This window comes from Paenarthrobacter sp. NPDC018779, from assembly GCF_044391085.1.
Lineage (GTDB): Bacteria > Actinomycetota > Actinomycetes > Actinomycetales > Micrococcaceae > Arthrobacter.
Window position 1 is genome coordinate 16,293 of record NZ_JBIRZS010000011.1, and the last position, 12,692, is coordinate 28,984.

Consider the following 12,692-nt stretch of genomic DNA (forward strand, 5'->3'; position numbering starts at 1 on the left):
TGGACCCATGCAATCTCTCGGTGACCCGCACCCCTCCACGTCCACGTCCGCCCGCGGCCCCCTCAAGGGCTTCCGCATCGGCGGCCTGGGGATGACTGTCGTCATCATCGCCTTCCTGGTCGCCGTGATCTTCGCGGCCAACCAGAACGACGTCGTGGGCTGGGTGGTTGCTGTTGTCTCCTTCGGCTGGCTCGCGCTCGCGGCGTTCGTCGTGTTCAGCATCCAGCGGGCCGCAAAGCGGGCCGGGGCCAAGCTGACCGAAGCGCAAAATGCCTTTGCCGCGGCAACCGGCCGCGCGCCGTCGTCGTCTTCCGCGGACCATGGCGGCACCCGGGTGGTGTCCGAACGCAGCCAGGCGGACGAGGTACGGGACCTCAAGCTGGACCACTCCTTCAAGATCGTCCAAGTCCAGGTCCGGGTGGTGGAAGACGAGCGCGCCAAGGGTGCCGATGCCAACCAGGACACCATCAACCGCGCACTGGAAACCATCGCCATCACGTCCACCAACGCACGGGACATGATCAAGTCCTCGGGTGACTCCGACGAGCCCGTGGCCGGAACCATCATCGACTAGAGTAGAGCGGGTGAGTACGGCATTGAAGAAGGATTTCCTTCGCATCGCATCGGTCAACGTCAACGGCCTGAGGGCTGCCTACAAGAAGGGCATGGCGGAATGGCTGGAGCCGCGCGAAGTGGACATCCTTTGCCTGCAGGAAGTCCGCGCGCCTGACGAGATCGTCAACTCGCTGATCGGTGAGGGCTGGTACATCCTCCACTCCGAGGCCGAAGCCAAGGGCCGGGCAGGCGTGGCCATCGCTTCACGCCAGGAGCCCACGGCCACGCGGGTCGGCAACGGAGACGAATACTTCGATACCTCCGGACGCTGGGTCGAGGCCGACTTCGCCCTGCTGAACTCTGCGGGTGAGGCAACCACGCTCACCGCCGTCAGCGCGTACGTGCACTCCGGTGAGGCCGGAACGCCCAAGCAGGATGACAAGTACCGTTTCCTGGACGCCATGACCACCCGCTTGCCCGAACTCGCCAAGCACAGCGATCACGCACTGGTGGTGGGCGACCTCAACGTGGGTCACACCGAACTGGACATCAAGAACTGGAAGGGCAACGTCAAGCGTGCCGGCTTCCTCCCGGAGGAGCGTGCCTACTTTGACCGCTTCTTCGGCGAAGAGATCGGATGGAGGGATGTCCACAGGGGCCTGGCAGGAAATGTCGCCGGCCCCTACACCTGGTGGTCCCAGCGCGGCAAAGCCTTTGACACTGACACTGGCTGGCGCATCGACTACCACCTGGCTACTCCCGCACTCGCTGCCGCAGCTTTCTCGGCAGTAGTGGATCGGGCGCCTTCGTGGGACACCCGCTTCTCCGACCATGCACCGGTGGTTGTTGACTACCGGCTCTAAAGCTTGACGAAAGTATTGACCCCCATGACTACAGCTGAAACTGACGCAGCCGTTCTCCCGGCAGCCAACCCCGTAACCTCCACCAAGCTTGCTGCCGGCGCCAAGCACCGCGTGCTTTCCGGCATGCAGCCTTCGGCGGACTCCCTGCACCTGGGCAACTACCTTGGCGCCCTGGTCAACTGGGTCCGCATGCAGGACGAGTACGACGCCGTCTTCTTCATCCCGGACCTGCACGCCATCACGGTCCCGCAGGACCCGGCCGAACTCGCACGCCGCACCCGTGTCACCGCAGCGCAATACATTGCCGGTGGCGTGGACGTGGAGAAGTGCACGCTCTTCGTCCAGTCCCAGGTTCCAGAGCACGCGCAGTTGGCTTGGGTCCTGAACTGCATCACCGGCATGGGCGAAGCCGGCCGCATGACCCAGTTCAAGGACAAGGCCCAGAAGCAGGGCTCGGACCACGCCAGCGTTGGCTTGTTCACGTACCCCATCCTGCAGGCTGCGGACATCCTCCTGTACCAGCCGCACGGAGTGCCGGTGGGCGAGGACCAGCGCCAGCACGTGGAGCTCAGCCGGGACCTCGCCAACCGCTTCAACAGCCGGTTCGGTGAGACGTTCCAGGTGCCCGAGGCCTTCATCCAGAAGGAATCGGCCAAGATCTACGATCTCCAGAACCCCACGGCCAAGATGTCCAAGTCCGCGGAATCGCCGGCGGGCCTTATCAACCTGCTCGATGACCCCAAGACCGTGGCCAAGCGCATCAAGTCGGCCGTGACGGACACTGAGACCGAAATCCGCTACGACCGCGAGAACAAGCCCGGCGTTTCCAACCTGCTGACCATCTACTCGGCCATCAGCGGTACCCCGGTGGAGAAGATCGTGGCCGACTACCAAGGCAAGATGTACGGCCACCTCAAGGTGGACCTGGCTGAGCTCGTCTCAGGTCACTTGGCCCCCATCCGGGAACGCGCCAACGAACTCCTGGCCGACCCTGCCGAGCTGGACCGCCTCCTGGCCCTCGGCGCGGACAAAGCCCGCGGGATTGCCTCCGCCACCCTCGCCGACGTCTACTCCAAGGTTGGGTTCCTGCCCTACCGCGGTGCAGAGCAGGGAGTCCGCTAAATCCATGTGCGCCGCTGGTCAGCTCAACGTCCAGGCCGACTCCCACCAGGGTGCCGGTCCGGACGGTTCGCCCCAGCCCGCTGTCACCGGCACCGATTGCGGTGCCGGTGACGCCATGTGCGTTGGCGTGATCCTCGGATTCCCGCCGGACATCGCGCAGGAACTGCAGGATTGGCGGGCGTCGTTCGGCGACCCCATGGCCGAGGTCATTCCGGCGCACATCACCCTGATCACCACGACGCCCACGCAGGACTGGGAAGCCACCCGGGATCACGTTCGGGCGGTGGCGCAGACCCAGCCGCCATTCACCATCACCATTTCCGGTACCGGTTCCTTCCGTCCCGTCTCGCCCGTGGTGTTCGTGAACGTGGAGCAAGGCTTCGAGGAATGCGTGCAGCTCCACGAGAAACTGCAGTCCGGTCCCTTGGAGCGATTGCTGCCATTCCCGTACCATCCGCACGTCACTGTGGCCCACGATGTCGCCCAGGAAAATCTTGACGAGGCCGAAACGGTACTCAGTGATTACCGGGCCACCTTCCCAGTGGTTAGCATGGGACTTTACGAGCACGACACCAATGGAATTTGGCAGCTACGGGAAGAGCTCGACTTTGGCGGCGACAGTGACGAAGACCAGCAGGCGGAATCCACGTCAACAGGCGGACAGTCCTCCACTGCCAACTGAGCTGGCGAAACTCAAGCTCGAACTCCTCCACAAGCGGCAGGACTGGGGCCACAGCAAGCGCGCCGGTGACGGCTTGGCCAAGAGAGCGGGCGCGTTCTTTGCGTTGGCCCTCGCCAAGCTGAATACCAACCGGGCCATGCGATCCTTCCAGCACTACTCCCGGCAACACGGGCCGCTGTTGAGTGCCGGCATCGGCTTCAATATGTTCTTCTCGGTGACCGGCCTCCTGACCACCGGTTTCGCCATCGCGGGAATCGTCCTGGGCGGCAACCCGGTCCTGGAAGACGCCGTGATCCGCAGCGTGGCTTCGGCGGCGCCCGGCCTCCTGCAGGTCAACGGCGGGGAAGGCCTGGTGGACCCGCAGACGCTGTTGAACCCCTCCGGCCTCGGCTGGACAGCCGCCATTGCCGCCGTCGTCACCATCTTCACCTCGTTGGGCTGGATCGCTTCTGTGCGGGAGGGGCTGCGGGGTGTCATGCAGGCGGACCCCCTCCAGCGCAGCGCCGTGCTGCAGAAGCTCGTGGACGCCGGGACCTTGCTGCTCCTGGGGGTCATCCTGGTGGTCAGCGCCGGTGCCTCACTGGTATTCGGTACTGCTGCCGACTGGATTTTCGGCGTACTACGTTTGGACGAGTCGATCGCCGGTCCCATCGCCGCCGTCGTCAAGATCGTGGTTCCGCTCCTCTTGAACTGCGCGACGGCGGCAGTGTTGTTCCGCTTGGCAGGTGGACTGAAGCTGGGGCGCCAGAGCTTCCTGGAAGGGGTTGTCCTGGCAGGCGTGGGGACCACGGTCCTGCAGTTCTTCAGCACTGAACTCCTTGCCCGCGCGGGGAACAACCCGGTCCTGGCTTCCTTCGCGATCATCATCGGGTTGCTGATCTGGTTCAACCTGGTCAGCCAGGTGTACCTCGTCTCGGCAGCGTGGTCGGCCATTCGGGAGGCTGATGAGCAGGCAGGGGAGACGCCCCGCAAGAGGTTCCTCGGCGCCCGCCGGGCCACCCCGCAAACCTGACCGGCCACGAGGAGGCACCGTGAACAACCAGTTGTGGATTGCCTGCCTTGTTGGTGCCGCGGTGGGGCTGGTGGTAGGCCAGCTCGTGTTCAACTCACCCTTCTTGGGCATACTGATCGGCGTCGGCCTGGGCGCGCTGGTGGGCGCGTCCCTCGGCCCCAAACGCCCCTAGAAAACCAACGCGGGGTCACTTGCGGCCCATTCGGGTGCCCAACATGGGCCTTAAGTGACCCCGCGTCGCGTCCAGCTACGGGGCCTTCACCAAGCCCTCCCAGGCCACGGTCCAACCCGGCGGGAACCCGGGGGCGTGGCGTTCGGGTCCGTTGTCCCACCCGGCTGCCATCAACGCCACGGCCGCCAGCAAGCCACCGTTACCCGGCAGGTACAATGGCAGGGAATCGGTTTGCCGGTTGTGGCCGTTCGGCAGCACGGTGTTCTTTCCCGCGTCCAGCAGCAGCGCGTCCACCGCTGCTTCCGGGTCCTCCAAACGTGCTGCCGTCATGGCCATCACCGGGTAGTCCCAGCCCCAGGTGCTGGCCCAGTCCCAGTCCGCCAGCACGTCGTTGAGGGTTGCCCGCATGGTGTCCGGATCGATCAAGCCGGTCCTCGGCACGAAACCCAGGGCACACAACATGGACGGGTGGTCGGTGCGAATGGTGAAGGGCTCCACGTCGATCGCGGTGTACACCCCATCCACCACGTGGGGTTTGACCATACCGCCGGCCACGTCCTCCCAAGCGGCAACCGGCTCCAACCCCAGCCGGTCACGCCAGTCCGATGCGATGCCCAGCGCCCACTGCCAATAGGCCAGCTCGAACGTAGGGTTGCTGACCCTGCCGCGGATGGAACCGTAACTTTCCTGTGCGGGGACCAACGGCGGCCCGAGTTCGAACCCCCGCTGCGTCGGATGCGCAAAGCTGGCCATGAACGCTGCCGACTCGAACACAATCTCCGCGAATTCTTCCAGCACCTCGCGGCATGGGTTGGCCCGGTAGGCCAGTTCTGCGAGGTAGATGGGGTGCGGCTGCTGCCAGATCAGGAAGGTGCCGATGGTGCTGGGGCTCTCGCGTCCGTCCGGTCCAACCTGCTTGGGCCAACGCACTCCCTCGAATCCCTGTTGCTTGGCCGTTTGCCGGGACCTCTCCAACACCGTGGAGTACCAGCGAAGTGAAGGCAGCAACAGTTCCGTGCGGTTCCATTGCGCAAAGTGGGCAGCGTGCCACCAGTGCATTTCCAGGTGGAAACGGCCGCGCCACGAGTTGCACACCAGCCCCGTTTCCTGCGGCGGCAGCGAGCCCGAGCAGTTGATCGCCGTCAGGTACTGGGACAGGACAATCCGGCGCTCCAATTCCTTGGCCCGCGGGTCACTGGTGGCGTGCAGTTCGATCGCGCCACCGGAGTTCCAAAATTTCGGCCAGCCCGCGGCCGACGCTGCCGCGACGTCGCTGCCTGCCTCCAGTTCCAGTGAACGTACGACGCCGGACGCTGGCCCCGTGCCGAGGCTCGCCTCGGTTGCCGGCTGGGTCGCCGGTGCCGCCTGCCCGATTCCGGCATTGCCGCGCGGGATGCAGTCGCCGTCGCCCGCGGGGAGGAACGCAAAGGACAGGTCCAGGATGGAGCCCCGTCCGCCAGAGTCACTGTGGTCCCCGGCCCCTATACGGACCGAGTGCTGGCCCGTCTGTTCCACCTGCAGGCTTCTTCCGGTAATGACCACCTGATAGCGCGAATCATCCAGTTCCCGTTGCACCACCCAGCCCGTCTGCCCGGGATGTGTCGGGGTGGGCTGATTCAGGGTGGTTGTGTGCGCATCCGGCCTGCTCCAATCAGCGGCATCGTGCCAGGCCTCGGATCCGTACGGGAAGTCGACTCCGATCACCAGGCGGGGCCCCGTTCCCGGTGAGCCCAACGCAGCCGACTCCACGCGCAAGCCGAGCTGGTCGCGGTCCGGGTGGCACGCCGTCGTGACCGTCACGGGGTGGCCTGCCACGGTGAAGTGGCTGGTCACGATTCCAGACCAGAGGTCCAGTGTTTGTTCGGTTCCGGTGATCTCGGCCGGTGCGAGGGCGCGTTCCTCCCCGCCTTCCACCCACTTGAAGCCGATCCTGCCCAGGTCCAGGCGGTGCGCGTTGGCACGGAGCCACGTTTCGGCCCGGGAGGTTCCGGTTTCCCGGTCGTCCACGATGTCTCCCACCATGTCCACGTAGGGCACGGGGCCTCGGGGTGAGTCGTAGAGGACGGTGGACCCTGACAGGTCGTAGGAAGCTTCCGGCGGGACGGAGTGCCAGCCCCATTGTGCCTGGGTGCCAAGCAGTGTTCCGGGTGGAAGCTCGTCGCGGGCCCCCACGGGGTAGGAGCCGGGAAAGGTCTGCAGGCCAGTGAGGTCCATGGTGAAGGCGAATTCGCCATTGCCCACTGACACTGGGCTCCGTGGGTCCAGTTCCTGCTGCTTCACGTTGTGGCGCCTGACCAGCGACTCGCGGTCGATGCCGGCACCGGCAGGTTCCAGCACGACAGTGTCCTCCAGTTCACGCAGGGGGAAGAAAGCCGCACGCTCATCGGGGCTCTGGTTGGGCTGGTGCAAGGTCAGGAACAGGCTTCCGTCAAGTGTCCGGGCGATCATGCCGTGGCCGCCGTCCTTGCTCCACAGGGCTTCAGGCTCCTGGATCCAAGGGCCCAGCACCGTGCCGGATTGGCTGCGGGCGATCCCCATGGCATAGCCGTGGTCTCCGAAACTGGACCACAGCATGATGAGTTTGCCGCTGGCAAGCCTGTGGAGGAAAGGGCCGTCAGTGACGTAGACGGGTGCGGCCGTGTGGGACGGCTTGTGCAGGGGACGTGACCACGGAGCCTCGGAAGCCGTGAACAGGACCGTCGGTTCACCCACCGCGGTGCGCAGGTCCGGGCTGAGGCGCTGGGCCACCATGGCGCCGTCGTCGATCTGCTTCCACTCGTGGCAGAAAACCATCCACGGCTGTCCGGCGGCGTCCAGGTGGAGTGTTCCGTCCAGGGATTCCCAATCGGGTGGGGTCACCGGCCCGTCGCTCCACGGTGTGTACGGGCCCTCGGCCTGGTCGCTGGAAAGTATCTGGGTTCCCCGGAAATGACCCGGTGCGGTAAAGGTGGCAAACAGGTAGAAACGCCCCTGGTATTCATGGGCTTCGGGTGCCCAGTATTGCTCTTGGCTCCAGAAGCCGGGGTCCGGCCGGAAGGCGGAAACGGGCCCCTCCCATTCCTTGAGGTCGCTGCTCCGGTAGCAGTCGAATCCCGTGGCGGGACCCGACCAGATGTTCTTGTCGGTGCTGCCGAAGAGCAGGTATTCACCCGTTTCGGGAAGGGTGAGGACGTAGGGATCGCGGATCTGGATGTCGGTCAGTTTCAGGGTCAAGACGGGGCCTCCGGGAAGCTTCCTAAATAGTTAACGATCAGAACTATTGACGCATTTCGGTGCGCTTGATACGTTTCAGGAACCGTTTTCTGAGTCTGAAAGAAGCTTACCCAATGGCGCGTAAATCTCTAGGTAGTATCCGAAAATCCCTGGCATTCATAGCCGCACTGGGCCTGGCCGGCTTGGCCACAGGGTGTTCAGCAGGCAGCAACACCCAGGCCGAAAGCGGTCCGGTGGAGATCAGGTTCTCCTGGTGGGGGAACGCCGGCCGCGCAGAGCTGACCAACAAGGCAATCGCCGAATTCGAGGCAGCCAACCCCAACATCAAGGTCAAGCCGGAGTACGGCGATATTGGCGGATACTTCGACAAGCTGGCCACCCAGGTTGCCGCCAACGATGCTCCGGACGTCATCACCATGGGTGGCGCGTATCCGGCAGAATATGCCAACCGTGGTGCCCTCCTGGACCTGTCCAAGGTCAATGGCTCGCTGGACCTGTCCAAGCTGGACCAGGGCGCCTTGGAGAACGGCCAAGTGAAAGGCACGCAGTACGGTGTGTCGACGGGAGCCAACGCCTTGGCGATCGTCGTGAACCCGGCCGTGTTCCAGGCGGCCGGAGTTTCCCTCCCGGATGACAGCAAGTGGAGCTGGGACGACTTTGCCCGCATCGCCGGTGACATTACGTCCAAGAGCCCCAAAGGAACCTACGGCACGGCCACCGTCCTGACCCACGACTCACTCGATGCCTTCGCCCGCCAACGCGGACAGTCCCTCTACACCCAGGACGGACAGCTTGGGTTGGACAAGGGTACGGTCCAGGCCTACTTCGACTATTCGCTCAAGCTGAGTGAATCAGGGGCTGCTCCGAGTGCCTCCGAGACTGTCGAGAAGCTTAACGTCAGCACCGAACAAACGCTCATGGGCATGGGCAAGGCCGGCATGATGCTCACGTGGAGCAACTCGCTCTCAGCGCTCAGCAAGGCATCCGGTGCCGAGCTCAAGCTCCTCAAGCTGCCGGGGGAGACGCCCACGCCGGGTATCTGGCTCCAGTCCTCGCAGTTCTACACCATCTCGGCCCGCAGCAAGCACGCGGATGCTGCTGCCAAGCTGGTGAGTTTCCTGGTGAACAATGAGTCGGCGGCCAAGATCATCCAGAGCGACCGGGGCGTGCCCAGCAACTCGGGCATGCGCACCGCCATCCAGGACCTGCTGACTCCGCAGGGAAAGGTTGAGGCGGCCTACATCGACCAGATCGGCAAGATGGACTTCGCACCCACCTACATCGGCCCCACGGGTTCCACAGCGGTCTCCGAAATCACGGCGCGAATCAACACCGAGGTCCTCTTCAAGCGGCTGAGCCCGGACAAGGCAGCCGAGCAGTGGATCAGCGAGAGCAAAGCCGCCATCGGCAAGTAGCCACCCAACTGGGGGACAGCAAGCGCTCTACTGAGGCGTCAGTGGAACGTTTGGTGTCCCCTACTTGGGTGGGCCGGGCGGTCAGCCGGCGTCGCGGACTTCGAGGTACGGGTCAGCCCACGCACCGATGATCCGTGCCACACGGGCGGCCTGCCCCTTACCCGTGAGCAGGTGTTCGCTGCCCTCCAGCGAAATGAAGCTGCGGGGATGCCGGGCGGTGCGGAAGATCTCGCTGGCATTGTCGATTCCCACCGTGTTGTCCGTGGGGGAGTGCATCACCATCAGCGGCTTATGGAGGGTTCGTATGCAGTCGCGCAGGTCGGCCCGCTCCACGTCTTCCACGAAATGCCGGCGGATCTCCATGGGACGTCCGCCCAGGTCCACTACAGCGGATCCGTCCCGCAGGATGGCGTCGATTTCGGCGTCGAACATGTGCTCCACGTGCTTGGGTTCATAAGGTGCCCCAACGGTCACTACGGCATTCAGCCCTGGAATGTCCCGGGCAGCAGCCAGTACGGCCGCCCCGCCGAAAGAGTGGCCCACCAGCAGCGAAATGGCCCGGCCCTGCTCCTTCATGAAGGCGCCAGCCAGGATCGTGTCCGCCACCTTGACGCTGAAGGACCCCGCCGACCATTCGCCCTCCGAGCCGCCCAGCCCCAGGTTGTCGAAGCGCAGCATGCCGACGCCCTGCTCGGCCAGGCCCTTGCAGATGCGCGAGGCGGCCGGGCTGTCCTTGCCCAGCGTCAGGCCATGCGAGTACACACCCCAGCCCCGGACGGGACCTTCGGGCACGTCGACGATTCCCGCCAAGGCATCGCCCGTGCTTCCCGTGAAGGTGATTTTCTCGGAGCGTGACACGCTGCCTCCTTGTTGTTCGGACGCCCGGCTCGGAGCGTCTCAACTGTTGATTAAAGCCCGACGGCGCCGCTCACCAGCAGTGGTGGGCGGCGCCGTCGTCGTGCTGTCCTTGGGGAACGGCTGACTAGATCTTGCGCGACAGGATAGCCTGCTTGACCTCGGCGATGGCCTTGGTGACCTGGATGCCACGCGGGCAAGCCTCGGAGCAGTTGAAGGTGGTGCGGCAGCGCCACACGCCTTCCTTGTCGTTGAGGATTTCCAGGCGCATGTCGCCGGCGTCATCACGGGAGTCGAAGATGAAGCGGTGGGCGTTGACGATCGCTGCCGGGCCGAAGTACTGGCCATCGGTCCAGAAGACCGGGCAGGACGAGGTGCAGGCAGCGCACAGGATGCACTTGGTGGTGTCGTCGAAGCGCTCACGGTCCTCGACGGACTGCAGGCGTTCCTTGGTGGGCTCGTGGCCCTTGTTGATCAGGAACGGCATCACTTCGCGGAAGGACTGGAAGAAGGGTTCCATGTCCACGATCAAGTCCTTCTCCACCGGGAGGCCCTTGATGGGCTCAACGGTGATGGGCTTGGTGGTGTCCAGGTCCTTCAGCAGCGTCTTGCAGGCCAGGCGGTTGCGGCCGTTGATGCGCATGGCATCGGAACCGCACACGCCGTGCGCGCAGGAGCGGCGGAACGAAACCGTGCCGTCCATCTCCCACTTCACCTTGTGCAGGGCATCCAGCACACGGTCCGTGCCGTACATGGTCAGCTTGTAGTCGTCCCAGCGGGCTTCGTCGGAGATCTCGGGATCGTACCGGCGGACGCGCAGGGTGATGTGGAACGTGGGGATTTCCCCGCCGCCGCCAACGCCCGCAGGAAGTTCGATCTTGGAAGCGGGTTCTGCCATTTCGGTAGTCATTAGTACTTACGCTCCATCGGCTCGTAACGGGTGAAGACAACGGGCTTGGTCTCAAGACGGATGCCCGCAACGGATTCGGCCGACGAGGCGGCAGTGACGGAGTTGTCCAGGTAAGCCATGGAGTGCTTCATGAACTTCTCGTCGTCGCGGTCCGGGAAGTCCTCGCGGTAGTGGCCACCACGGGACTCTTCACGGTGCAATGCACCAACGGTCATGACCTTGGCCATGTCGAGCAGGAAGCCCAGTTCCACGGCTTCCAGGAGGTCCAGGTTGAAGCGCTTGCCCTTGTCCTGGACAGTGACGTTCTTGTAGCGCTCTTCGAAGGAAGCGATGTCGCTGAGGACCTGCTGCAGCGATTCCTTGGTGCGGAACACCTGCATGTTGGCATCCATGGTGTCCTGCAGTTCCTTGCGGATCTGGGCCACGCGCTCGGTGCCGGTGCCGTTGAGCAGGCCGGACAGGATGCCACGGGTCATGGCTTCCGGATCTTCGGGAAGCTCAACGAAATCCGCCGTCTTGGAGTACTCGGCAGCAGCAACGCCGGCGCGCTTGCCGAAGACGTTGATGTCCAGCAGTGAGTTGGTGCCAAGGCGGTTGGAGCCGTGGACGGAAACGCAAGCAACTTCACCGGCAGCGAAGAGGCCCGGAACCACGGTGTCGTTGTCCTGGAGGACCTCGGTTGCGATGTTGGTGGGGATGCCACCCATGGCGTAGTGGGCCGTGGGGAACACGGGAACCGGATCCGTGAACGGTTCCACACCCAGGTAGGTGCGGGCGAACTCGGTGATGTCCGGAAGCTTGGCTTCGATGTGCTCGGGCTCAAGGTGCGTCAGGTCAAGGAGTACGTAGTCCTTGTTCGGGCCACAGCCGCGGCCTTCGCGGACCTCGTTGGCCATGGCGCGGGCCACGATGTCACGGGGTGCGAGGTCCTTGATGGTGGGGGCATAGCGCTCCATGAAGCGCTCACCCTCGGAGTTACGCAGGATGGCACCTTCACCACGTGCACCCTCGGTGAGGAGGATGCCCAGGCCGGCCAGGCCGGTCGGGTGGAACTGGAAGAACTCCATGTCCTCCAGCGGAATGCCGCGGCGGAAGGCGATGCCCATGCCGTCACCGGTGAGGGTGTGGGCGTTGGAGGTGGTCTTGAAGACCTTGCCGGCGCCACCGGAAGCGAACACCACGGACTTGGCCTGGAAGACATGCAGTTCGCCGGAAGCGAGGTCGTAGGAGACCACGCCGGCAACGCGCTTCTGCTTGTAGGGAGTACCGTCTTCGCGTACTGCGTCTTCTTCGACGATCAGCAGGTCAAGGACGTAGTACTCGTTGTAGAACTCAACGTTGTGCTTGACGCAGTTTTGGTACAGCGTCTGCAGGATCATGTGGCCGGTACGGTCGGCGGCGTAGCACGCACGGCGGACGGGGGCCTTGCCGTGATCGCGGGTGTGGCCACCGAAACGGCGCTGGTCGATCCGGCCTTCGGGCGTGCGGTTGAACGGCAGACCCATTTTTTCCAGGTCCAGCACGGCGTCGATGGCTTCCTTCGCCATGACCTCGGCTGCGTCCTGGTCAACCAGGTAGTCGCCACCCTTGATGGTGTCAAAGGTGTGCCATTCCCAGTTGTCTTCTTCGACGTTGGCCAGTGCTGCACACATGCCACCCTGGGCCGCACCGGTGTGCGAACGGGTGGGGTAGAGCTTGGTCAGTACCGCTGTGCGTGCGCGCTGACCGGACTCGATCGCGGCGCGCATGCCGGCGCCACCTGCACCGACAATGACGACGTCGTACTTATGGACCTGCATACCAGATGCTCTCTCTTTCAAAAATTCAGATGGTCGGCGGAGCCTGCTCCGCTAAGTCAGGTGCGGCCTTGGAACAGGCCCACCGGAGGAGCCG

Annotated in this window: 11 protein-coding genes and 1 pseudogene; 7 read left to right on the plus strand and 5 right to left on the minus strand. The window is 64.3% G+C overall.

Annotation, left to right across the window (positions count from 1 at the left end):
- Positions 1-7: 7 nt before the first annotated feature.
- From ACH488_RS12810 to ACH488_RS12835, 6 genes are read left to right on the plus strand one after another with little or no spacing between them, the layout of a single operon-like run.
- A complete protein-coding gene (locus ACH488_RS12810; RefSeq protein WP_397324655.1) occupies positions 8-574 on the plus strand; it encodes a hypothetical protein in 567 nt (188 codons plus the stop codon).
- Between the two features lie 10 nt (positions 575-584).
- Positions 585-1,418, plus strand: coding sequence for an exodeoxyribonuclease III (locus tag ACH488_RS12815; protein WP_397324656.1), 834 nt, complete (start codon positions 585-587; stop codon positions 1,416-1,418).
- 15 nt (positions 1,419-1,433) lie between these two features.
- On the plus strand, positions 1,434-2,540 hold the full coding sequence (trpS, locus tag ACH488_RS12820; RefSeq protein ID WP_397324657.1) for a tryptophan--tRNA ligase: 1,107 nt from the start codon (positions 1,434-1,436) through the stop codon (positions 2,538-2,540).
- 4 nt (positions 2,541-2,544) lie between these two features.
- Positions 2,545-3,222 (plus strand): 2'-5' RNA ligase family protein, encoded by a 678-nt coding sequence (locus tag ACH488_RS12825; RefSeq protein ID WP_397324659.1) that lies wholly within the window; start codon positions 2,545-2,547, stop codon positions 3,220-3,222.
- Positions 3,149-4,234, plus strand: a complete 1,086-nt coding sequence (locus ACH488_RS12830; RefSeq protein WP_397324661.1) for a YihY/virulence factor BrkB family protein — start codon at positions 3,149-3,151, stop codon at positions 4,232-4,234. The genes ACH488_RS12825 and ACH488_RS12830 overlap by 74 nt, the downstream gene beginning before the upstream one ends.
- Before the next feature lie 19 nt (positions 4,235-4,253).
- A complete protein-coding gene (locus ACH488_RS12835; RefSeq protein WP_397324663.1) occupies positions 4,254-4,406 on the plus strand; it encodes a hypothetical protein in 153 nt (50 codons plus the stop codon).
- A gap of 75 nt (positions 4,407-4,481) precedes the next feature.
- Here the strand turns inward: ACH488_RS12835 and ACH488_RS12840 are convergent, their stop codons facing one another.
- Together ACH488_RS12840 and ACH488_RS12845 are read right to left on the minus strand one after the other, a co-directional pair.
- Positions 4,482-6,740, minus strand: a complete 2,259-nt coding sequence (locus ACH488_RS12840) for a hypothetical protein (protein WP_397324816.1) — start codon at positions 6,738-6,740, stop codon at positions 4,482-4,484.
- A gap of 69 nt (positions 6,741-6,809) precedes the next feature.
- Positions 6,810-7,619 (minus strand): annotated as a pseudogene (locus ACH488_RS12845) (glycoside hydrolase family 43 protein); the annotation flags it as partial.
- A 113-nt stretch (positions 7,620-7,732) separates the two neighbouring features.
- Here ACH488_RS12845 and ACH488_RS12850 point away from each other — a divergent pair.
- Positions 7,733-9,034 (plus strand): ABC transporter substrate-binding protein, encoded by a 1,302-nt coding sequence (locus tag ACH488_RS12850; RefSeq protein WP_397324664.1) that lies wholly within the window; start codon positions 7,733-7,735, stop codon positions 9,032-9,034.
- A gap of 81 nt (positions 9,035-9,115) precedes the next feature.
- Here ACH488_RS12850 and ACH488_RS12855 read toward each other — a convergent pair whose 3' ends face one another.
- The 3 genes from ACH488_RS12855 to sdhA form a co-directional block, all read right to left on the minus strand.
- Positions 9,116-9,892 carry an alpha/beta hydrolase gene (locus ACH488_RS12855; RefSeq protein ID WP_397324665.1) on the minus strand — a complete coding sequence of 259 codons (777 nt, stop codon included), beginning with the start codon at positions 9,890-9,892 and terminating at the stop codon, positions 9,116-9,118.
- A 124-nt stretch (positions 9,893-10,016) separates the two neighbouring features.
- Complete coding sequence (locus ACH488_RS12860; RefSeq protein WP_397324666.1) at positions 10,017-10,799, minus strand: succinate dehydrogenase iron-sulfur subunit; 783 nt, start codon at positions 10,797-10,799, stop codon at positions 10,017-10,019.
- Positions 10,799-12,598, minus strand: a complete 1,800-nt coding sequence (sdhA, locus tag ACH488_RS12865) for a succinate dehydrogenase flavoprotein subunit (RefSeq protein WP_397324667.1) — start codon at positions 12,596-12,598, stop codon at positions 10,799-10,801. Before sdhA ends, ACH488_RS12860 begins: the two co-directional genes overlap by 1 nt.
- Positions 12,599-12,692: the final 94 nt, after the last annotated feature.